The 22,221-nt window shown below is 35.8% G+C and carries 26 protein-coding genes; 18 read left to right on the top strand and 8 right to left on the bottom strand.

Annotated features, from left to right (window positions below; all coding sequences use genetic code 11):
- The first annotated feature begins 36 nt into the window (after window positions 1-36).
- The 3 genes from pdhC to M1D66_RS07610 all read left to right on the top strand — a co-directional run bounded on the left by pdhC (window position 37) and on the right by M1D66_RS07610 (window position 3,204).
- Window positions 37-1,326, top strand: coding sequence for a pyruvate dehydrogenase complex dihydrolipoyllysine-residue acetyltransferase (pdhC, locus tag M1D66_RS07600; RefSeq protein WP_000863419.1), 1,290 nt, complete (start codon window positions 37-39; stop codon window positions 1,324-1,326).
- Window positions 1,327-1,331: 5 nt separating this feature from the next.
- Window positions 1,332-2,744: a dihydrolipoyl dehydrogenase gene (gene lpdA / locus M1D66_RS07605; RefSeq protein ID WP_000260104.1), complete on the top strand. Its 1,413-nt coding sequence runs from the start codon at window positions 1,332-1,334 to the stop codon at window positions 2,742-2,744.
- 232 nt (window positions 2,745-2,976) lie between these two features.
- Entirely contained in the window at window positions 2,977-3,204 is a 228-nt protein-coding gene (locus tag M1D66_RS07610) for a hypothetical protein (RefSeq protein ID WP_000697469.1), read from the top strand.
- A gap of 1 nt (window position 3,205) precedes the next feature.
- On the opposite strand, the gene M1D66_RS07615 is transcribed toward M1D66_RS07610, so the two are convergent.
- On the bottom strand, window positions 3,206-3,598 hold the full coding sequence (locus tag M1D66_RS07615) for a DUF1885 family protein (RefSeq protein ID WP_001163299.1): 393 nt from the start codon (window positions 3,596-3,598) through the stop codon (window positions 3,206-3,208).
- Between the two features lie 130 nt (window positions 3,599-3,728).
- Between M1D66_RS07615 and M1D66_RS07620 the strand changes: the two genes are divergently transcribed.
- The 4 genes from M1D66_RS07620 (at window position 3,729) to M1D66_RS07635 (ending at window position 4,710) form a co-directional block, all read left to right on the top strand.
- Entirely contained in the window at window positions 3,729-4,025 is a 297-nt protein-coding gene (locus tag M1D66_RS07620; protein ID WP_000462038.1) for a DUF3055 domain-containing protein, read from the top strand.
- Window positions 4,026-4,220: 195 nt separating this feature from the next.
- The gene (locus tag M1D66_RS07625; RefSeq protein WP_000536778.1) at window positions 4,221-4,349 is read left to right on the top strand and encodes a GapA-binding peptide SR1P; all 129 of its coding nucleotides are present in this window, start codon (window positions 4,221-4,223) and stop codon (window positions 4,347-4,349) included.
- Between the two features lie 59 nt (window positions 4,350-4,408).
- Entirely contained in the window at window positions 4,409-4,537 is a 129-nt protein-coding gene (locus tag M1D66_RS07630; RefSeq protein WP_000536803.1) for a GapA-binding peptide SR1P, read from the top strand.
- A gap of 44 nt (window positions 4,538-4,581) precedes the next feature.
- Window positions 4,582-4,710 (top strand): GapA-binding peptide SR1P, encoded by a 129-nt coding sequence (locus M1D66_RS07635; protein WP_000536796.1) that lies wholly within the window; start codon window positions 4,582-4,584, stop codon window positions 4,708-4,710.
- Window positions 4,711-4,746: 36 nt separating this feature from the next.
- Here the strand turns inward: M1D66_RS07635 and M1D66_RS07640 are convergent, their stop codons facing one another.
- Complete coding sequence (locus tag M1D66_RS07640; RefSeq protein ID WP_000635337.1) at window positions 4,747-5,577, bottom strand: protein-glutamine gamma-glutamyltransferase; 831 nt, start codon at window positions 5,575-5,577, stop codon at window positions 4,747-4,749.
- 75 nt (window positions 5,578-5,652) lie between these two features.
- A complete protein-coding gene (speA, locus tag M1D66_RS07645; RefSeq protein ID WP_000084899.1) occupies window positions 5,653-7,125 on the bottom strand; it encodes an arginine decarboxylase in 1,473 nt (490 codons plus the stop codon).
- 367 nt (window positions 7,126-7,492) lie between these two features.
- Here speA and M1D66_RS07650 point away from each other — a divergent pair, with 367 nt between their 5' ends.
- Window positions 7,493-7,762 carry a UPF0223 family protein gene (locus tag M1D66_RS07650; RefSeq protein WP_242555092.1) on the top strand — a complete coding sequence of 90 codons (270 nt, stop codon included), beginning with the start codon at window positions 7,493-7,495 and terminating at the stop codon, window positions 7,760-7,762.
- 81 nt (window positions 7,763-7,843) lie between these two features.
- On the opposite strand, the gene M1D66_RS07655 is transcribed toward M1D66_RS07650, so the two are convergent.
- Window positions 7,844-8,470 carry a YktB family protein gene (locus M1D66_RS07655; protein WP_000155317.1) on the bottom strand — a complete coding sequence of 209 codons (627 nt, stop codon included), beginning with the start codon at window positions 8,468-8,470 and terminating at the stop codon, window positions 7,844-7,846.
- Between the two features lie 206 nt (window positions 8,471-8,676).
- Here M1D66_RS07655 and M1D66_RS07660 point away from each other — a divergent pair, with 206 nt between their 5' ends.
- A complete protein-coding gene (locus M1D66_RS07660; RefSeq protein ID WP_001250165.1) occupies window positions 8,677-8,865 on the top strand; it encodes a hypothetical protein in 189 nt (62 codons plus the stop codon).
- A gap of 88 nt (window positions 8,866-8,953) precedes the next feature.
- On the top strand, window positions 8,954-9,739 hold the full coding sequence (locus tag M1D66_RS07665; protein WP_086386188.1) for an inositol monophosphatase family protein: 786 nt from the start codon (window positions 8,954-8,956) through the stop codon (window positions 9,737-9,739).
- Window positions 9,740-9,789: 50 nt separating this feature from the next.
- On the opposite strand, the gene M1D66_RS07670 is transcribed toward M1D66_RS07665, so the two are convergent.
- Entirely contained in the window at window positions 9,790-9,969 is a 180-nt protein-coding gene (locus M1D66_RS07670) for a DUF5325 family protein (RefSeq protein ID WP_000400127.1), read from the bottom strand.
- A gap of 140 nt (window positions 9,970-10,109) precedes the next feature.
- Here M1D66_RS07670 and typA point away from each other — a divergent pair, with 140 nt between their 5' ends.
- From typA to M1D66_RS07685, 3 genes are all read left to right on the top strand, one after another.
- A complete protein-coding gene (gene typA / locus M1D66_RS07675; protein WP_000914762.1) occupies window positions 10,110-11,954 on the top strand; it encodes a translational GTPase TypA in 1,845 nt (614 codons plus the stop codon).
- Between the two features lie 157 nt (window positions 11,955-12,111).
- Window positions 12,112-12,414: a YlaH-like family protein gene (locus M1D66_RS07680; RefSeq protein ID WP_000893662.1), complete on the top strand. Its 303-nt coding sequence runs from the start codon at window positions 12,112-12,114 to the stop codon at window positions 12,412-12,414.
- Window positions 12,415-12,429: 15 nt separating this feature from the next.
- Window positions 12,430-12,705 carry a hypothetical protein gene (locus M1D66_RS07685; protein ID WP_001258151.1) on the top strand — a complete coding sequence of 92 codons (276 nt, stop codon included), beginning with the start codon at window positions 12,430-12,432 and terminating at the stop codon, window positions 12,703-12,705.
- Window positions 12,706-12,740: 35 nt separating this feature from the next.
- Here the strand turns inward: M1D66_RS07685 and M1D66_RS07690 are convergent, their stop codons facing one another.
- Entirely contained in the window at window positions 12,741-12,941 is a 201-nt protein-coding gene (locus M1D66_RS07690) for a YlaI family protein (RefSeq protein ID WP_002082250.1), read from the bottom strand.
- Window positions 12,942-13,086: 145 nt separating this feature from the next.
- Here M1D66_RS07690 and M1D66_RS07695 point away from each other — a divergent pair, with 145 nt between their 5' ends.
- Window positions 13,087-13,542, top strand: a complete 456-nt coding sequence (locus M1D66_RS07695; protein WP_000024593.1) for a pyridoxamine 5'-phosphate oxidase family protein — start codon at window positions 13,087-13,089, stop codon at window positions 13,540-13,542.
- A 246-nt stretch (window positions 13,543-13,788) separates the two neighbouring features.
- Window positions 13,789-15,117, top strand: coding sequence for a PhoH family protein (locus tag M1D66_RS07700; RefSeq protein ID WP_000358083.1), 1,329 nt, complete (start codon window positions 13,789-13,791; stop codon window positions 15,115-15,117).
- A 31-nt stretch (window positions 15,118-15,148) separates the two neighbouring features.
- Here M1D66_RS07700 and M1D66_RS07705 read toward each other — a convergent pair whose 3' ends face one another.
- Window positions 15,149-15,646: a molybdopterin-binding protein gene (locus M1D66_RS07705; protein ID WP_086386189.1), complete on the bottom strand. Its 498-nt coding sequence runs from the start codon at window positions 15,644-15,646 to the stop codon at window positions 15,149-15,151.
- A 155-nt stretch (window positions 15,647-15,801) separates the two neighbouring features.
- Here M1D66_RS07705 and M1D66_RS07710 point away from each other — a divergent pair, with 155 nt between their 5' ends.
- The 3 genes from M1D66_RS07710 to pyc all read left to right on the top strand — a co-directional run bounded on the left by M1D66_RS07710 (window position 15,802) and on the right by pyc (window position 21,172).
- Window positions 15,802-16,089 carry an Fpa/YlaN family protein gene (locus M1D66_RS07710; RefSeq protein ID WP_000135694.1) on the top strand — a complete coding sequence of 96 codons (288 nt, stop codon included), beginning with the start codon at window positions 15,802-15,804 and terminating at the stop codon, window positions 16,087-16,089.
- A 125-nt stretch (window positions 16,090-16,214) separates the two neighbouring features.
- On the top strand, window positions 16,215-17,393 hold the full coding sequence (locus M1D66_RS07715; RefSeq protein WP_000758412.1) for an FtsW/RodA/SpoVE family cell cycle protein: 1,179 nt from the start codon (window positions 16,215-16,217) through the stop codon (window positions 17,391-17,393).
- Window positions 17,394-17,725: 332 nt separating this feature from the next.
- The gene (gene pyc / locus M1D66_RS07720; RefSeq protein WP_242555093.1) at window positions 17,726-21,172 is read left to right on the top strand and encodes a pyruvate carboxylase; all 3,447 of its coding nucleotides are present in this window, start codon (window positions 17,726-17,728) and stop codon (window positions 21,170-21,172) included.
- An 85-nt stretch (window positions 21,173-21,257) separates the two neighbouring features.
- Here pyc and ctaA read toward each other — a convergent pair whose 3' ends face one another.
- The gene (gene ctaA / locus M1D66_RS07725) at window positions 21,258-22,193 is read right to left on the bottom strand and encodes a heme A synthase (protein WP_086386191.1); all 936 of its coding nucleotides are present in this window, start codon (window positions 22,191-22,193) and stop codon (window positions 21,258-21,260) included.
- Between the last annotated feature and the right edge of the window lie 28 nt (window positions 22,194-22,221).

Consider the following 22,221-nt stretch of genomic DNA (forward strand, 5'->3'; position numbering starts at 1 on the left):
TCCATAATAATGAAATGAATCAGGGGGCTGAATTCCGTGGCATTTGAATTTAAACTACCAGATATCGGTGAAGGTATCCACGAAGGTGAAATCGTAAAATGGTTTATTAAACCAGGCGATGAAGTAAACGAAGACGATGTACTTCTTGAAGTACAAAATGATAAAGCAGTAGTAGAAATCCCTTCTCCTGTTAAAGGTAAAGTACTTGAAGTACTTGTAGAAGAAGGAACAGTTGCAATCGTAGGAGATACATTAATTAAATTTGATGCTCCTGGATACGAAAACCTTAAATTTAAAGGTGACGATCATGATGAAGCTCCAAAAGCTGAAGAAGCAGCAGTAGAAGCTCCAGCAGCGGAAGCTACTCCAGCAGCAACTGCAGAAGTAGTAAATGAGCGCGTAATCGCTATGCCATCTGTTCGTAAATACGCTCGTGAAAAAGGTGTAGACATTCATAAAGTAGCTGGTACTGGTAAGAATGGCCGTATCGTAAAAGCTGACATCGATGCATTTGCAAATGGTGGACAAACTGTAGCAGCAACTGAGGCTCCAGCAGCAGTAGAAGCTACTCCAGCAGCAGCGAAAGAAGAAGCACCAAAAGCACAACCAATCCCAGCTGGTGAATATCCAGAAACTCGTGAGAAAATGAGTGGTATCCGTAAAGCGATTGCGAAAGCAATGGTTAACTCTAAACACACAGCTCCTCACGTAACATTAATGGACGAAGTAGATGTAACAGAACTTGTTGCTCACCGTAAGAAGTTCAAAGCAGTAGCAGCTGACAAAGGTATTAAATTAACTTACCTTCCGTACGTTGTTAAAGCTTTAACATCTGCATTACGTGAATACCCAATGTTAAACACTTCTTTAGACGATGCATCTCAAGAAGTAGTTCATAAACATTACTTCAATATCGGTATCGCAGCTGATACAGACAAAGGTCTATTAGTACCAGTTGTTAAAGATACAGATCGTAAGTCTATCTTCACAATCTCTAACGAGATCAATGATCTTGCTGGTAAAGCACGTGAAGGTCGTCTAGCTCCAGCTGAAATGAAAGGTGCTTCTTGCACAATTACAAACATTGGTTCTGCAGGTGGACAATGGTTCACTCCAGTTATCAACCACCCAGAAGTAGCAATCCTTGGTATCGGCCGTATCGCTGAAAAACCAGTTGTGAAAAACGGTGAGATCGTTGCAGCTCCAGTATTAGCATTATCTCTAAGCTTTGACCATCGTTTAATTGACGGTGCAACTGCTCAAAAAGCGTTAAACCAAATTAAACGTCTATTGAATGACCCACAATTATTAGTAATGGAGGCGTAATAACAATGGTAGTAGGAGATTTCCCAATTGAATTAGATACAGTCGTTGTTGGTGCAGGTCCTGGTGGATACGTTGCGGCAATTCGTGCAGCACAATTAGGTCAAAAGGTAGCAATCATTGAAAAAGCTAACCTTGGTGGCGTATGCTTAAACGTTGGATGTATTCCTTCAAAAGCGTTAATCAATGCAGGTCATCGTTATGAGAATGCAATGCATTCTGATGACATGGGTATTACTGCAGAAAACGTAAAAGTTGACTTTACAAAAGTTCAAGAATGGAAAAACGGCGTAGTTAAGAAATTAACTGGCGGTGTTGAAGGCCTTCTTAAAGGTAACAAAGTTGAAATCATTCGCGGTGAAGCTTACTTCGTAGATGCTAATACATTACGCGTTATGACTGAAGATGCAGCTCAAACTTATACGTTTAAAAATGCTGTTCTTGCAACTGGTTCTACACCAATCGAAATTCCAGGATTCAAATACTCTAAACGTGTTATCAACTCTACAGGTGCTTTAAGCTTACCTGAAATTCCTAAAAAACTTGTTGTAATCGGCGGCGGTTACATCGGTATGGAATTAGGTACTGCATATGCTAACTTCGGTACAGAAGTTACTGTAGTAGAAGCTGGCGACGAAATCTTAGCTGGTTTCGAAAAAGCTATGAGCTCTGTTGTTAAACGTGCTCTACAGAAAAAAGGTAACGTAAATATCCATACAAAAGCTATGGCTAAAGGCGTTGAAGAAACAGAAACTGGCGTAAAAGTTAGCTTTGAAGTTAAAGGTGAAATCCAAACTGTAGAAGCAGATTACGTATTAGTAACTGTAGGTCGTCGTCCAAACACTCAAGAAATCGGTCTTGAGCAAGTTGGAGTTAAAATGACTGACCGTGGCATCATCGAAATCGATGAGCAATGTCGTACAAATGTACCAAACATCTATGCAATCGGTGATATCGTTCCTGGACCACCATTAGCTCACAAAGCTTCTTACGAAGGTAAAGTAGCTGTAGAAGCAATTAGTGGCCATGCATCAGCTATCGATTACATCGGAATTCCTGCAGTATGCTTCACTGATCCAGAATTAGCATCTGTTGGTTACACTAAAAAACAAGCTGAAGAAGCTGGAATGACTGTAACTGTATCTAAGTTCCCATTCGCTGCTAACGGTCGTGCATTATCATTAAACAGCACTGACGGTTTCTTACAACTTGTAACACGTAAAGAAGATGGTCTTCTTGTAGGTGCTCAAGTTGCAGGTGCAGGTGCTTCTGATATTATCTCTGAGATTGGTTTAGCTATCGAAGCTGGAATGACAGCTGAAGATATCGCTCAAACAATCCATGCTCACCCAACATTAGGTGAAATCACAATGGAAGCAGCTGAAGTTGCTCTTGGAATGCCAATTCACATTGTAAAATAATTTAAGTAATGTAAATAGCCCTTCTCTTATTGTAAGAGAGGGGCTATTTTTATTTTCATCAAATGACTTGCAAGGTCTTTAAACGTACTTGTCGAATGAATATATAATACTTTAACAAATGATTCCGGCTTAACTTACTTCAAAGGTAATATATATCATCCTATAATATGTAATTGATTCAAACGTAACCCCATATATTAATAAAATAGAGCATGTCAAAGGAGAAGGTTCCATGAAAATATTACATGTTATATTTTATCATTTACTACTATGGAGTGGCTTTTCCACTGTATTAACATTATCGAATGGTGATAAGTTTCATTATAAAGTTATTCTTTTTTTCGTATTTCTATATTTAGCCTATGTAATAGCATATTTTGTATTGCACGTAAGAAAGCAAGCATTATTTCTTACATGTTCGAATTGTATATTATTTTTAATCATATTATCTATTTTTTAAATTAGCGTTTATAAAAATACATTGTTCTTCCATTAAATAATTGTAACTCTCCTTCTAATTTCTTCGCTAAAAAACGGCAAAATTCATTTGCTTTCCCTTTGTCACCAAATGTTGCATTAGGTGGTAAAGAAACTTGGATGAAAGATTGTTCATTTTCTATACCAACACCAATATAAATTGAGTCATACCGGTCGTGATTGGATTGAAGTTTTAATGTTGTTGTAGATGTATCTAAAATTTCATAAGGAAAAGCGGTATTTGTATACGTGTAATTAATTTGGGCACCAGTTTTAGAAGTAACTGTTTTATAATAATGAAAAAGTTGTTTTATATCATCTATTGAAACTGATTGTTGGTTGGATTTCGGTACAAGCGTAATAAAGGCGTGTTGCATATAAGTTCCCCCTAACTTAGTAGAATACTATCATTCTACATCCTACTGAATTTTTTGACAATTAAAAGGAGTATTACATGTTTTGTTTAATATACTATTAATGAAACGTGATGTAGAAAGGTGGAAACCAATGTTTGAAAAATTGTATGATGAGCATGAAAGTGTGAAGGTACGATTTTTAGGGTTTATGACACATGATACACGTTATGATTTTGGTGTTATTTATACAAATATGTTTTTTGGAAAGCCGCTCATTGTTTGTATGCAAACAGGAAGGTCTACTTTACTCGGACGAGATGATGTAGAGAATGTTCAATATATACAGGAGATTTTTAAATTAGGATCAGAAGAGGAAGCAAAGGAGTTAGCTCAGTTTTTCAAATTTCTAGTTCCGTCAACTTCTTTACATGCGGAATATGAAGAATAATTAATGTGAAACAGTCGTACTTATAAATATGGCTGTTTTTTCATTTGAATATCGCATACTAATTTAAATTGAAAATATTTAATGTGTTATACTAAAAACCTATTGACGTAAAAAGTATAACATATTAAAATAAAGACAGAAAGTTAAGCGGTTACAAAAAGTTTTTGGGATTATAAACTTAGGGGGAAATGAAAAATGGGAACAATCGTATGTCAAGATTGTGAAGGTACAATTGCACACTTCGAAGATGAGAAAGTAACGGTACTTTACGGGAAATGTGGATCTTGCGGATGTGATCACACAGAGCATACAAAAGCCCAATAATTGATAGGAAATGGACAGCTAAAAGTTTTTAGGACCATAAACTTAGGGGGAAATGAAAAATGGGAACAATCGTATGCCAAGTATGTGAAGGAACAATCGGACATTTTGAAGATGAGAAAACGACGGTACTTTACGGAAAATGCGGAACAAATTGTGACTGTGCTAGAAAAGATAATGCGAAAGCTTAATGATAAATAAATAGATTACTATTGAAACTCAGGGGGAAATGAAAATGGGAACAATCGTATGCCAAGTATGTGAAGGAACAATTGGACATTTTGAAGATGAAAAATCAACAGTACTATACGGGAAATGTGGATCTCATTGCGAATGTGACCATAAAGAACATACAAAAGCTTAATAATAAGAAAAAGCGCCTACATGTGTAGGCGCTTTTTTAATAAATTGTAGTTGTATGACCAACTGTTGCAACGATTGCATCATCCCTAATCGGAATAAAGCTTATGGAGGTCTGTGGTGTACTAGAAGAAGCGTATTGGCTCATTATACGACTATCGATACGGGTAATAGTATCGGTCAAGAAAGCTGAAATAAAAGCGTAAGGGACTCGTCGTTCATTTAATGAATAAATAATTTCTTCTTTTGTTTTTACACCTACGCCATGCCCGTAAAAAAAGAAATTTCCTAAATAGATTGTATTTTCTCCTTGCCATTCAATCGTAGCTGGATTTACTTGTGGGTTTTTAAAGTAAACGAGGTCACCTGGAACAAGATCGCCACCGTTTTTTGTTATGAGCCTTAGATCTTGGTCGTAGTCCCATGTATAAAGTAAAAGGTTTGCAAATAGACGATTGAAAGTTTCTTCCTCATACAATGATAGTAAAGCTTTATAAAAAATAATGATCATAGCGGTTGCGCATTCAGTTCCATATAGTTTTCCGTTTTTGAAAATATCCTGTATGGCAATAGAAGGTGGTATGTTTGGAAGAAGCTCGAATCCCCCAAGAGACGTTCTTTTCCAATACTGGGGGTTGCAAAAGGATTGTTGAAATGTACGAAACTGAAATCCACTTTGAAAAAGCTCTAGTGCAGAGATAATAATATTAACTCGTAAATTGAGATCAAAGCTGAGTTCATCAGCTGTTCGGAAGGAATAAACTTCTTGATTTCCTGCCATTATTGATAAAATTTGTTGTTTCTCTGCTGCAAATGGCTCATATTCATTTGTAATATAAGGATGTACAATAGAACGGCCTATTACAATCATAATAGTATCCCCACCTATACGTTACATTCTTAAGTATCGTATGAAGAAAAGGAAAAAAGGTGAAAAAAAAGCCTATCAACTGATAGGCTTGTACTCTTTAATAACACGTAATGTTTGTAATGTCATATCTTCAGGACCTTGTACAGGTAAACCTGCTTCTAAGTTTTTACGAATATACTCTAAGTTTTCTTGTGTAATAATTTCCCCCGGAGTAAAGATTGGAATCCCTGGCGGATAAACCATAACAAAATCAGCTATAATACGACCCGCTGCATTTTCAAATGGAATGACTTCTGTTTCCGAATAAAAAGCATCTCGAGGAGAAAGTGCTAACACTGGAATTTCTGGAATCTCTACTTGTACTTGAACACCTTTATCTGCCCTATTTCTAAATGTTGCTGCTAAATCTTGTAATGCTGCAATAAGTGTATTTGTATCACTTTCTGTATCTCCCAAAGTGATAAGACATAGTATGTTGTATAGATCTGAGAGTTCTACTTCAATGTTATATTGCTCTCTAAGCCATACTTCAGCTTGGTGGCCGGTAATACCTAAATCTTTTACAGATACAATTATCTTTGTAGGATCATAGTTAAAGGTAGCATCTGTACCTAACATTTCTTTTCCAGGACAGTAAAGATGCTCAATAGAATTTATAGCATCACGAACATGCTCAGCTAATTGTATTGTTTGTTCTATGAGTGCTGTTCCTTCTGTAGCAAGACGTTTTCTCGCAACATCAAGGGATGCTAACAAGATGTAAGAAGTTGATGTAGTTGTAAGCATGCTAATAATAGATTGGACATGCTTTACATTCACTAAGCCTTCTTTCACATTAAGAATAGAACTTTGAGTTAAAGAGCCTCCTAATTTGTGAACACTTGTTGCTGCCATATCCGCACCAGCTTGCATCGCTGACATAGGTAATTCATCGTGAAAATGAATATGAACACCATGAGCCTCGTCGACTAGTACAGGGATGTCATAAGAATGTGCTAATTGTACAATCTGTTCTAAGTCTGCAGCAAACCCAAAGTACGTTGGGTTAATAACAAGTAAGCCCTTTGCATCTGAGTGCTCTTCAAGTGCTTTTTTGACAGATTGAATTGTGATTCCATGAGAAATACCGAGCTTCGGATCGATTTCAGGATGCATGAAAATCGGTTTTGCACCTGAGAAAATAATAGCTGACATTACTGATTTATGCACGTTTCGTGGTACTAGGATTTTGTCACCAGGACCGCAAACGCTCATCACCATTGTCATAATAGCGCCACTTGTACCTTGAATAGAAAAGAAAGTATGATCTGCACCGAATGCGGCTGCTGCTAAATCTTGTGCTTCTTTAATCATACCTTTTGGATGATGTAAATCATCGAGTGGCGCAATATTAATTAAATCAATTGCTAATGCATTATGCCCAATAAATTCGCGAAATGTAGGATCCATGCCCTGTCCTTTTTTATGACCAGGAATATGGAATTGAATTGGATTTCGCTTACTGTGCTCAACTAAAGCGGTAAACAATGGTGTTTCGTATTGGGACAATCTATACACCCCTTCTTCTTCATAATATTTAGTGTAATTTGTTTTATATAATCCTGCTCTAAAAAAGTGTAGCCCTTTTTAGAATAAGGCTTGTTTTTCTGCCATTCAAAAAATCGTTTTTGAGATGGTAGCTTCACTTTATTTTCTATAAAACAAAAGCATTATATCACCAATAATTATAGATGTATAGAAAAAAATCTTTTTAAGGGGAGTATGTTTAATAGTTAGCCTCAACTAATGAATAGAGGAAGACAATTCCATTAAAATGAATAAATAGTGTATAATGCAGAGTGGCTATAATGAAGAATAAAATATTCTCTTTAAGATAGCATAATGAAACAAGAAGAAATGATAAATGAGGTGCGAAATGGAATATCAATATCCGTTAGATTATGATTGGTCAAATGAGGAAATGGTTACAATGGTGAAGTTTTATGAAGCGATTGAGAAAGCCTATGAAAAAGGAATTATAAGAGAAGAGTTAATGGGTTTATATCGTCGTTTTAAAGAGATTGTTCCATCGAAAGCAGAAGAAAAGAAAATTGATAAAGAATTTCAAGAAGTAAGTGGATACTCTATATATCGTGCTATTCAAAAGGCAAAAGAAGTCGAAGAACAAAAGCTTGTAAAAATGTAAAAAATATTTTGAAAAATAAAAACTGAAGTGATATAATGTGATAACAACTAAAAACGGACAATATAAATTGTCCGTTTTCTACTATCGATTACAAAGTGCATATAAAGGAAGGAGTGATTGCATCGTAGATTCAATCTTAGCAAGGAATTGTTCGTTGGTCATTGCTGAAAACTCCTCTGGTGATATATGAATACCAACTAATAATTCTGCTTTTTTTACAGTAGCTAATCGTTCAATCATCTTTTGTAAGTCTTCGGTTTCAAGTGTTTTATGTAATTTCACACTTGGTTTAGTATGGTCAATGGACCAAACGAAGTCATTTGGAATATTTGTTTTTAAATCATTTAAATGTTCTAAGAAGGCATGAGCCGTCTCAACTTTTTGTGGACACTCATAGATTAAACCAAAGTATATGAAGGCATGAGTACCCCATAAGCCGATTTGGAAATGCGGTAGCATTTTATATCCTCGTTTATTTGTTGAAAAAGCAACCCAAGTATCGTTTGGTGGATTGACTTTGCGGCGTGCGTGTTTTGCAACATGATAAAAAAAGTTCTCATCAGTTTGTTTGGATAAGTATTCTGCAAATTGTTCCCCTAAAGCTTCTAGCTTAGGATGAATGTTCGTTTTAATTGCACTCATTCGTTCTTCGAGACCATCAACTGTAAAGACATCAAAATCAGTTGACTTGAATGTTTGTATTGTCATGATTGTTCCTCCAACTCCTATTTTGCTTTTATTTTAGCATAGCTTGTACTATTCATAAAAAAAACAGCACAAAAAAATTTAAATAAAAAAATATAATTTTGTTGCATAGATGATTTATCCAACATAGTATAGTATAAAACAAAAAATCAGAAAATTGAATTAATTCTAGTCCGAGGGCAGACGAATATTGGGAGGAGGCAAATAATATGAGACAGGTGATTAATGCGTTAAAGAGAACAGATGCTGAAAAGAGAATACCGGTGCTACGTTTGGAGCTAGATTATGAATTAGCAACTTTATATGATGCGATGATGGAAGATGATAACCAGAAAAAAGAAGAGTGTGTACAAAAGTTAGAAGTGCTAAGACTTGAAATGATTCGTTTAGAAGCGTAATAATAGTATATGTATAAAAAATTAGTTGGTGCGAACCTTATAAAGGGTTCGTTTTTTCTGTGAACAGTATAGATCGGAGTGTTTAAACATGCAAGAAGTATGGAAAGACATCGATGCACACGCCAAACGGTGGATTCGGGATGCAGGAGAGCATTTAATGGCATCAATGAAAAAAGCACTTATTATAGAAACAAAATCAAATGCAGCTGACTTAGTTACAAATATGGACCGAGAGATAGAACAGTTTTTAATTGGGAAAATTAAAGAAACATTCCCGAATCATAATATTTTAGGAGAAGAGGGTTATGGAGACGAGTTAACGTCTTCTGACGGGGTTGTTTGGTTAATTGATCCAATTGACGGCACGATGAACTTTGTTCATCAAAAAAGAAATTTTGCGATTTCAATTGGGATTTATGAGAACGGTATCGGAAAGATTGGACTTATATATGATCCAGTGCATGATGAACTATATCATGCAGTCAAGGGATCTGGAGCTTTTTGTAATGATATATCAATTCCTCCATTGGAAAAAGGAACTGTAGAGCAAGGTATTGTAGCTTTAAATGCGATATGGCTTACAGATAATCCATTGCTTAATATGGAAAGTATGATGGCACTTGTTAAGAAAGCAAGGGGCACAAGGTCATATGGCTGTGCAGCGTTAGAGATGGTATACGTTGCAACAGGAAGAATAGATGCATATGTAACGCCGAGATTATCACCTTGGGATTTTGGCGGAGGGCAGATAATTGTAGAAGAAGTTGGAGGTAAGGTGACGACATTCTCTGGAGCGCCACTTTCTATCATAGAGAAGAGCAGTGTGTTAGTTGCAAAACCAGGAGTGTATGAAGAAGTGTTATCGTTTATATGAGAGCAACAAAAAAAGTAAGAGGCTGTGTATAAGCTTCTTACTTTTTAGCGTTATTGTGATTTGCGCATTTTTCTTTTTGTTACAAAACCGTATCCAACTGTAACAAATGTGCCGATAATGCAAATAATAATACCGATTGGACTATTTTCAGCAATCATAATGCCGATACCGATTAAGAAAATAACACCGATAATTGCAGTTAATAAAAAGCGATATTGAATGTGTTCCATTTCTTCACCCTCCAATCTCATTTTACTTTCACAAAAGTAAGAATACAACTATATTTTCATTCTTGCTTTTATTTTAATTGCTATTGTATCCCCTTCGCTCTTATAATAGAGAAGGATTAAAAAGACATTAGGAGTTGGACATGTTGAAAAAACGACAAGATTTACGTAATATAGCAATTATTGCCCACGTTGACCATGGTAAAACAACACTTGTTGACCAGTTATTACGTCAAGCGGGGACTTTCCGTGCGAACGAACACGTTGAAGAACGCGCAATGGATTCAAATGATCTAGAAAGAGAACGCGGTATTACAATTTTAGCGAAAAATACAGCGATTCACTATGAAGATAAAAGAATTAACATTTTAGATACACCTGGTCACGCTGACTTCGGTGGAGAAGTAGAACGTATCATGAAAATGGTTGATGGTGTTTTACTTGTTGTTGATGCATATGAAGGTTGTATGCCACAAACACGATTTGTTTTAAAGAAAGCTCTTGAGCAAAACTTAACTCCAATCGTAGTTGTAAACAAAATTGACCGTGACTTCGCTCGTCCAGATGAAGTAGTTGATGAAGTAATCGACTTATTCATTGAGCTTGGTGCAAACGAAGATCAATTAGAGTTCCCAGTTGTATTTGCATCAGCAATGAACGGAACAGCAAGCTTAGATTCAAATCCAGCAAATCAAGAAGAGAATATGAAATCATTATTCGATACAATTATCGAACATATTCCAGCACCAATTGATAACAGCGAAGAGCCACTTCAATTCCAAGTAGCACTTCTTGATTACAACGACTACGTTGGACGTATTGGAGTTGGTCGCGTATTCCGCGGTACAATGAAGGTTGGACAACAAGTTGCTTTAATGAAAGTAGACGGAAGCGTGAAGCAATTCCGCGTAACGAAATTATTCGGTTACATGGGATTAAAACGTCAAGAAATTGAAGAAGCAAAAGCAGGGGACTTAGTAGCCGTTTCTGGTATGGAAGACATTAACGTAGGTGAAACAGTATGTCCAGTTGAACATCAAGATGCGTTACCATTATTACGTATTGATGAGCCAACACTACAAATGACGTTCCTTGTAAATAACAGCCCATTTGCAGGTCGTGAAGGTAAATACATTACATCTCGTAAAATTGAAGAGCGTCTTCGTTCACAATTAGAAACAGATGTAAGTTTACGTGTAGATAATACAGATTCTCCTGATGCGTGGATCGTATCTGGACGTGGGGAACTACATTTATCTATCTTAATTGAAAACATGCGTCGTGAAGGTTATGAATTACAAGTATCTAAGCCAGAAGTAATCATTAAAGAAGTTGATGGCGTAAGATGTGAGCCTGTAGAGCGCGTACAAATCGATGTACCTGAAGAATACACTGGTTCTATTATGGAATCTATGGGTGCACGTAAAGGTGAAATGTTAGATATGGTGAATAACGGAAACGGTCAAGTTCGCCTTACTTTCATGGTTCCAGCACGTGGTTTAATTGGTTACACAACAGAATTCTTAACATTAACTCGTGGTTATGGTATTTTAAACCATACATTCGATTGCTACCAACCAGTACACGCTGGACAAGTTGGTGGACGTCGCCAAGGTGTTCTAGTTTCACTTGAAACAGGAAAAGCATCACAATACGGTATTATGCAAGTTGAAGACCGTGGTGTAATCTTCGTTGAACCAGGTACAGAAGTATATGCTGGTATGATTGTCGGAGAACACACTCGTGAGAACGACTTAACAGTTAACGTTGTGAAAATGAAACAACAAACTAACATTCGTTCTGCGACGAAAGATCAAACTTCAACAATGAAGAAACCACGCCTAATGACTTTAGAAGAATCATTAGAGTACTTAAACGATGACGAGTTCTGTGAAGTAACTCCAGAATCAATTCGTCTACGTAAAAAGATTCTTGATAAGAGTGAGCGCGAAAGAGCTGCTAAGAAAAAGAAATCTGTTGAAGCGTAAAAATAAAAAAACAACGCCCTTTATAAAGGGCGTTGTTTTTTTATTTTGTTTATTTTTTAGAATATTTACTCTTTTTTGTGGACAGTATTTTTTTTGCGAGTTACTCTTGTATTAAGTGTATAAAGAAAATTGCATTTTACTGCTAGGGGGGAAGAGTGTGTTAGAAAGGATGTCTTTTTTTGCAAAATTGTGTAAGGTAGATGAAAATCCAGAGTTAGGAATGTGGTTACTTTATGGGACGATTATTATATTAAGTGCTCTCGTTTATAATTTAGGGTTTGCTAGAAAGTTGTCTGTACTAAAAAATATTGTGATATACATATCATTAGCAATTGGATGCACAGTATTAACCTTTTTTGCTGTGTTTTTACCTGTTGGAGAAGGACTTGTTGTAGCGGCAATTGTACTTGGAATTTATAGACTGCGTTTGCGTCAAGCGAAACAACAAAAAGCAGGATAAGAAAGGGGAGTTTTCATGCGTTCAGTACAAGATGCACTATATAATTGGTTAACAATTAAAACAGTTGCGGAAGCACGTCCAGATGATAGTGCTGCAAAAGAAACATATTTGTTATTTCAAAATATGGTATATGAAGAACATAAATTAAGAAATGTGGAAGTCGAAAAGAACGAGGAAATGTATTTAATTACATATGAAATAAATGGAGAACGGAAATCTGCAAGGTTTCCGTTAGAAGCCATTGATTGTTTTTTGGATCAGATGAATCGTGAACCAGAAAAATATAAATAAGTCCTTATCTATATGAGTAAGGACTTATTTACATTTTACCAATCATCTTCGATTTTTTTATCACGATATAATCGGAAATTACCACTTGCATGACGTTCCATTGTACGCTCTGCAATTCGTTCCGAACATTCCATGCACATATATGTATGAATAGGGCGATTACGCAGTTTTTTTGCCATAGGATTTTCATCATCTAACATATCTTTTTTATCACAAATCATACATTTGACTCTCATTTCGTCACCTCAATACGAATTCTATCAGTATAAGTATATCATGGAAGTATAATGTTTTTGAATAATAGTGGGAAAAAATAATATTTTCGCAATTCGAAAAATAAGTTATGATAAGGATATACCAAGTATATTTGGAGGTGAAAATATGGCGAATGTAGTAGAGCCTACCTTAACAGAGGATTTAGTACAAACGTTGCGTAAAGAGTGTATTGTTATGATAGCAACGACAGATTTCGAAAAACAAGTTCCTAACGTAAGTGCTATTTCTTGGGTGTATGCAGTGAGTGAAACTAGTATTCGATTTGCAGTAGATCAACGTTCACGTATTGTGGAAAATATACGTCATAATACAGGTGTGGTATTGACTATAATGGCGAATGAATCCGTATTTTCTATAAGTGGTGCAGGTGAAATTTTGACAGATAGAATGGAAGGTATTTCTCTAAAATTAACTGTAATAGAAGTAAAGGTGCAAGAAGTGCGTGATGTTATGTTTTATGGAGCAAAACTTGCAATTGAACCAACATATGAAAAAACATATGATCTTCGGGCAGCGAAAAAGCTGGATAACGAAGTGTTAGTAGGGATAAGAGAATTATAAAGATGCTAAATAAGAAATTCGTTTATTCACTTTTGTAGTCGGTTATTGTGATTTAACGTTAATAATTATAATAAAAAGTAATATATTGAATAGAAATGAATAAAGAATAAATAAAAGGTTTAATGACTATGATTTTCGATTCTACCTCGTTTACACGGTACATATAATTATAACAATGGTTCGTCCATATTTTATGGATGAAACCCTTGTTCTACAAATTTAAAAGTGGAGTCAGGGGGTAACAGGTTGGATAAAATTTATGTGTTAGATACGAATGTACTTTTGCAGGATCCTTTATCTATTTTTTCATTTGAAACCAATGAAGTAGTGATTCCAGCAGTTGTATTAGAAGAGGTTGATTCGAAAAAACGTTATATGGATGAAGTAGGAAGAAACGCTCGTTATGTATCTAAGTTAATAGATAAATTTCGTGAAATAGGAAAGCTGCATGAAAGTATCCCGCTAGAAAACGGCGGAACATTTCGTATTGAATTGAACCATCGTTCATTTGTGCAACTACAAGATATTTTTGTAGAAAAAACAAATGATAATCGAATTTTAGCTGTAGCAAAAAATCTATCTTTAGAAGAACAGGAAAAAGAGGACGGGAAGTCTGTTATTTTAGTAAGTAAAGATGTACTCGTAAGGGTAAAAGCTGATGCAATTGGTTTGAAGGCTGAAGATTATTTAAGTGATCGCGTAATTGAAGTAGAAAATATATATTCTGGTTTTTTAGAAGGATATATATCAAAAGAACAATTGGATTATTTTTATGAGAAAGGTGAATTGCCTCTATCTGAAATTGCGAATCATCCTTTTTACCCAAATCAATTTGTAGTAATGAAAGATGCATTAGGGGGCTCTAGTTCTGCGCTTGGCATTGTGGATCACTTAGGGAAGAAGGTAAAGAAACTTATTTTTCACAATGAACAAGTGTGGGGGATACGACCACGAAACGTGCAGCAAATTATGGGATTAGAATTGTTGCTTCGTGAAGATATTCCGCTTGTAACGTTAACGGGGAAAGCCGGCACAGGAAAAACGTTACTTGCGTTAGCTTCGGGACTTATGCAAACAGAAGACTTAGGGTTATATAAAAAATTACTTGTGGCAAGACCAATTGTTCCAGTCGGAAAAGATATCGGTTATTTACCAGGAGAAAAAGAAGAAAAATTAAGACCATGGATGCAGCCAATTTTTGATAACCTAGAGTATTTATTTAATACGAAAAAGCCAGGAGAGTTAGATGCTATTTTAGCTGGAATGGGTTCGATTGAAGTAGAAGCCCTTACTTATATACGTGGGAGAAGTATTCCAGATCAGTTCATTATCATTGACGAAGCACAAAATTTAACAAAGCATGAAGTGAAGACGATATTAACTAGGGTAGGGGAAAAGAGTAAGATTGTATTGATGGGAGATCCTCAGCAAATTGATCACCCATATTTAGATGAATATAATAATGGCTTAACGTATGTTGTAGAGAAGTTTAAAGAACAGCGTATTAGTGGTCATGTGAAGTTTGTTAAAGGGGAGCGATCTAATTTAGCTCAACTAGCAGCAGATTTATTGTAAAAAGGAGTGAGCTTAAGCTCACTCCTTTTCTTTAAATAATTGTAAATTTACGGATGTTACGGATTGGATTTTGTTGATTAGATCCATCATTGAAATAGAGATGAACAGGCCCGTCTTCTTTTAATGGTTTTCCTTCTTTTGAAAAGCCTAGTATAGCATTTTTGGCAGTTTCTAATGGAAGTGTCATTGTATGATCTACCGTTTCAATTTCAACTTGCGTAGCGTCCTCTAAAATTTCAGCGTTAGCAAGGAATGGATGAAATGGTATACCAAATGTTCCAGTAATCAGCTGTTCTTTTTTATATTTCTTCACACTTTGTTGTATTGGAGGAAAAGCGGCGCCATCACGGATTTCGCGATCCCAATGTTCTGAAGTGTTTTTTAAATAAGTTTCTAGTTCAGACGTGTTTTCTCTAGTTTCATCAAAGTAAGTTGTCAAATCTACTTTTCGATCATCAAAGATCCAAACAGTTGGATCAATAGTGATTGGAAAACGTACTTTTCCGTTAATAAATAAAATTTCGCTCATTGTTGTTCCCCCATTTGTGTTATACTCCCACTTTTCAGTATAATAGTATTAGACACTGTTGTCACAAAAAATGTTTCTATTGCAATTTATTAAAACTATCGCTAATATTAATAGATAGGATAGAGGAGAGTAGGACGGAAACGGAGGGAATCAATTTGGCGTCTGAGACAGTAGCAAATCATCAGGAAAAGGCACTAGCCCTTCTACAAGCGGATGCAGAGAAGATTTTAAGACTTATTAAGGTGCAAATGGACCATCTTACAATGCCGCAATGTCCATTATATGAAGAAGTGTTAGACACACAAATGTTTGGACTATCCCGCGAGGTCGATTTTGCAGTTCGCCTTGGTCTTATTGCAGAAGAACAAGGGAAAGCAATGTTAGGTGAGCTCGAACGTGAGTTATCTGCACTTCATGAAGCATTTACAAACAAACAACAATAACGGGTTCAAATAAGGGGGCTCAAACTAAATTAGTTTGAGCTTTTTATTTGTATAATAAAGCAGGAAGAATCAATGTACATATGGAATACAACAATAATTAAATTGAAACAGAAAGAGGAAATGAAATGAAAAAAGTATGGAAATCAATGGATTATTCATTATTACTTCCTCTTGTTATCTTATGTGTGCTGGGAGTAATAATGGTATATAGTTCTAGTTCCATTGTTGCGATTTCGAGGCATAACTGGCCGGCAAATTACTTTTTTAAAAAACAATTAATAACTTTAGCTATTGGAACGGTATTGTTAGTAATTGTAGCTTCGTTACCTTATAAGTTTTGGAGGAAACGAATAATTTTATCCGCGATGGGGCTAGGGAGTATTGCTTTACTAGCAGCAGCCTTGATTTTTGGTAAGGAAATAAATGGTGCAAAAGGTTGGATATTAGGTATACAGCCCGCTGAATTTGTTAAACTATCGATTATTATTATATTAGCTCGCTTTTTTGCAAGGAGACAAGAAACAAATACACCTGTTTTTAAAGGGTCGGGACTTACACTTGGATTTGTTGGAATGGCAATGTTTTTAATTTTAAAGCAAAATGATTTAGGTACCGATTTGTTAATTGCAGGAACAGTAGGGATTATGTTTCTTTGTTCAGGAGTAAGGATTAATTTATGGATTAAACGAATTGTTTTAACTTCTATAGTATGGATTCCAGCTCTATATTTTTTGGCTAATTATAAATTAAGTGGATATCAAAAGGCACGTTTTTCAGTTTTTCTTGATCCATTCAATGATCCTCAGAATGATGGATTCCAATTAGTAAATTCTTTTATTGGAATTGCTTCAGGAGGGCTAAATGGTCGAGGATTAGGAAATAGTGTGCAAAAATATGGGTATTTACCAGAACCGCAAACAGATTTTATTATGGCTATTATATCTGAAGAATTAGGTTTTATTGGTGTAGCTATTATTTTAATTTGCTTGCTACTTATTATTATTCGTTCATTCAGGATTGCTCAAAAATGTAACGATCCTTTTGGAAGTTTAATTGCAATCGGAATTGCAAGTTTAATAGGAGTACAAACTTTTGTTAATGTTGGTGGTATGTCTGGATTAATACCGCTTACGGGAGTGCCTTTACCATTTATTAGTTATGGTGGAAGTTCCTTAATAGCTAATCTACTTGCAATGGGAATACTACTTAATATTGCTAGTCACGTGAAACGACAAGAGAAACAACAGAATGGTCTAATGAAAGAAAGAGAACAAAATGGACCACATCTTGTAGTTGTAAAATAAAAACACATTATGCTTTAGAGCATAATGTGTTTTTTATTTTTAAATTGTTTTAAATAGGATGTATTAATTTTTCTTTCAGTTAAAAGATATATCACATTAACTCAAATGTGATATACAATTAAGTTGTTAGAAAAGGAAGAGGTATGCTATACTATTTTTGTGAAACAAATTGCACAGAAAACTTATCATTTGTTAAAAAATAAGGTATGATGGATAAAAATAAAGTGAAGCTTTCTAAGTATAATATAATGTGGAAAGTGAAGAACTTCACGCTTTTTAAGGTGTGTATATATTTTATCTCTAGAGTGGTAGGAAAGTAGAGGGGGAAAATCATGACAAAGCTGCAACGTATTCAAAAAGTATTGGTAGCTAACCGTGGAGAGATTGCAATTCGTGTGTTTCGAGCTTGTTCGGAACTTGGATTAAAAACAGTTGCAATCTATTCTAAAGAGGATAGTGGTTCTTATCATCGCTATAAAGCCGATGAGTCCTATTTAGTTGGGGAAGGAAAAAAACCAATTGATGCTTATCTAGATATTGAAGGCATTATTGAGATTGCAAAAAGTAATCATGTAGATGCAATCCACCCTGGATATGGTTTCTTGTCAGAAAATATTCAATTCGCTAAACGTTGTGAAGAAGAAGGAATTATCTTTATCGGTCCGAAAAGTAAGCATTTAGATATGTTTGGAGATAAAGTGAAAGCAAGAACACAAGCGCAGCTAGCACAAATTCCAGTTATACCTGGTAGTGATGGTCCAGTAAATTCATTAGAAGAAGTCGAAAAATTTGCTGAAAAGTATGATTACCCGATTATTATTAAAGCATCCCTTGGGGGTGGCGGTCGTGGTATGCGTATTGTGCGTACTAGTGAGGAATTAGGAGAATCATATAATCGAGCGAAATCAGAAGCGAAAGCAGCCTTTGGTAATGATGAAGTTTACGTCGAAAAATTCGTTGAAAAACCTAAACATATAGAAGTACAAATTTTAGCAGATGAAGAAGGCAATGTTGTTCATTTATACGAGCGTGACTGTTCTGTACAACGTCGTCATCAAAAAGTTGTAGAAATTGCACCGAGTGTATCACTTTCAGATGATCTGCGTCAGCGTATTTGTGATGCTGCTGTGAAGTTAACGAAAAATGTAAATTATTTAAATGCAGGAACAGTAGAATTCCTTGTAAAAGATGATGAGTTTTACTTTATTGAAGTAAATCCACGTGTTCAAGTAGAACATACGATTACAGAAATGATTACGGGAGTAGATATTGTTCAATCACAAATTTTAATAGCTGATGGACATTCATTACATAGCAAAATGGTAGGTGTTCCGAAGCAAGAGGAAGTAGTTGTACATGGATTTGCAATTCAATCTCGTGTAACAACTGAAGATCCGCTAAATAATTTTATGCCGGATACAGGAAAAATTATGGCGTATCGATCAGGCGGTGGTTTTGGTGTACGTCTTGATACAGGAAATAGCTTCCAAGGCGCAGTTATTACACCGTACTACGATTCTTTACTTGTAAAAGTTACAACTTGGGCACTTACTTTTGAGCAAGCTGCTGCAAAAATGGAACGTAACTTAAAAGAATTCCGTATTCGTGGTATTAAAACAAATATTCCATTCCTAGAGAATGTAGTAAAACATAAAAACTTCTTATCAGGAGAATATGATACTTCATTTATCGATGCGTCACCTGAATTGTTCTTGTTCCCGAAACGTAAAGACCGTGGAACGAAAATGTTAAATTACATTGGTACAGTAACAGTAAATGGTTTCCCAGGAGTAGGTAAAAAAGAAAAACCAATATTCCCAGATGCTCGTATTCCATGTTTAAAACATTCAGAGCCAATCCAAAATGGAACGAAACAAATTTTGGACGAGCGTGGAGCGGAGGGATTAGTAAAATGGGTACAGGATCAAAAACGTGTACTTTTAACGGATACAACATTCCGTGATGCACACCAGTCATTACTTGCAACTCGTATTCGTACAAAAGATTTACATCAAATTGCGGAGCCAACAGCGAGAATGTTACCGAACCTATTCTCAGCGGAAATGTGGGGCGGTGCAACGTTTGACGTTGCGTATCGTTTCTTAAAAGAAGATCCATGGGAACGATTACTAGATCTTCGTGAAAAAATGCCGAACGTGTTATTCCAAATGTTACTTCGTTCTTCAAACGCAGTTGGATACAAAAACTATCCAGATAATTTAATTCAAAAATTTGTGGAATGTTCTGCTCAAGCAGGCATTGATGTATTCCGTATTTTTGATAGCTTAAACTGGGTGGAAGGCATGAGAGTTGCAATTGACGCTGTACGAGACACTGGTAAAATTGCAGAAGCAACAATGTGTTACACAGGGGATATTCATGATCCACTGCGTAGTAAATATGATTTAAATTACTATAAAAATTTAGCAAAAGAGTTAGAAGCATCAGGAGCTCACATTTTAGGTATTAAAGATATGGCGGGCTTACTAAAACCAAATGCAGCATATGATTTAGTTTCTGCATTAAAAGAGACAGTGTCGATTCCAATTCATCTGCACACGCACGATACGAGTGGAAATGGTATATTAACGTATACGAAGGCAATTGAAGCGGGTGTTGATATCGTCGATGTAGCAGTGAGTTCTATGGCTGGTCAAACGTCACAACCAAGTGCGAACACGCTATACTATGCATTAGGTGGAAACGAAAGACAACCAGATGTTAATATAGATTCTTTAGAAAAACTATCTCATTATTGGGAAGATGTACGCAAATACTATGCACCGTTTGAAAGTGGTATGAATGCGCCTCATACAGAGGTATATATGCATGAAATGCCGGGTGGGCAGTATAGTAATCTTCAGCAACAAGCGAAGGCGGTTGGTTTAGGAGATCGCTTCGATGAAGTGAAAGTAATGTACCGCCGTGTGAATGACATGTTTGGAGATATTGTAAAAGTAACGCCATCATCAAAAGTTGTTGGGGATATGGCATTATTTATGGTTCAAAACCATCTGACAGAACAAGATGTTTTAGAGCGTGGGCATGCGTTGGACTTCCCAGGGTCTGTTGTTGAAATGTTCTCTGGTGATTTAGGTCAACCGTACGGTGGTTTCCCGAAAGAATTACAAAAGATTATTTTAAAAGGGAAAGAGCCGTTAACAGTAAGACCAGGTGAATTACTAGAGACAGTAGATTTCGAAGCATTAAAAGAAGAATTATTCCATAAACTTGGACGCGAAGTAACGATTTTTGATGTAGTTGCATATGCTTTATATCCAAAAGTATTTATGGATTATGAAAAAGTTGCTGAGCTTTATGGAAATGTATCTGTACTTGATACACCGACGTTCTTCTATGGTATGAGACTAGGTGAAGAAATTGATGTAGAAATTGAACAGGGTAAAACATTGATGGTTAAACTAGTATCAATTGGAGAACCTCAGCCGGATGGAAATCGTGTCCTTTACTTGGAATTTAACGGTCAACCACGTGAAATTATCGTGAAAGACGAGAGTGTAAAAGCAACAGTTGCACAACGTGTGAAAGGAAACCGTGAGAATCCAAATCATATTAGTGCAACGATGCCAGGAACGGTAATTAAAGTAGTTGTAAAAGAAGGCGATGAAGTGAAAAAAGGCGATTCTATGGCAATTACAGAAGCGATGAAAATGGAAACGACAGTTCAAGCGCCGTTCAATGGTAAAGTGAAGAAAGTATATGTTAACGATGGTGATGCGATTCAAACGGGTGATTTACTTATTGAATTAGATCACTAAAATAAAAAAAGGGCTGTGTAAATACAGCTCTTTTTTTATTGCAAAAAAATCCCTTGCCGAATTGGCAAGGGATTTTAGTTTTATATTATTTTGTTTGTTTAGAAGTTGATTCAGCTTCTTTTGCATTCACTTTACTTCTTGTTCCTAACATAACTAAATAGCATAGTACGGCAAACAAGCAAGAAATAAATAGAGAATGTAACAATGCCATTGCTAAACTAGCGTTTGTAAATATAACTAAAACTCCTACTACAGCTTGAAGTGTAACAAGGATAAATGAAATGATCCATCCCCAATATACGACAGGTTGCTGTTTGTAATGGCGAATAGCGAGAATCATCGCGTATAGTATCCAAGCGAAAATTAACATCGCTGCAACTCTATGGCCCATTTGAACCCATTCATGTAGTTGAGTTGGCATAGGTCTGTTTTTGCTACATAAAGGAAAGTCTGGACAGGCTAAGCTAGCTCGTTCGTGACGTACTAAAGCGCCTGTGTAGACGACGATATAACTGTAAATTGTTACACCATAGATATGGAATTTCATTTTTTTGTCCATAATAAGTGAACGTGCATCAAACTTTTGGTCAATTTCAAAGATAAGACACGTTAATAAAATGACAGAAGCAAATGAAATTAAGGAAATACCAAAATGAATAGCAAGTACAGCTGGCATTTGTCCCCAAACAACTGCTGCTGCTCCCATTAATGCTTGTGCAACTAAAAATACGAAGGATAAAATTGCTAACGTTTTTGTTTCACGCACATGTTTATAATATTTCCAGGACAAAATACAAAGGAGAGTGACAAGAATTCCAGCTGATCCTGATGTTAATCGGTGGCTAAGTTCAATAATAGTTTCCATTGATAAATTAGATGGAACAAATTCACCGTTACAAAGTGGCCATGATTTACCACAACCTTGACCAGAACCTGTTTTTGTAACTAAAGCGCCTCCTAATAAAACTATTAATAAATCAAGGCTTGTAATGACTGCTAACCATTTAATAAAGCGTTGCAATCTCTTTCACCATCTTTCTGCTATGAAG

The sequence above is a fragment of the Bacillus sp. PK6-16 genome (assembly GCF_056530295.1).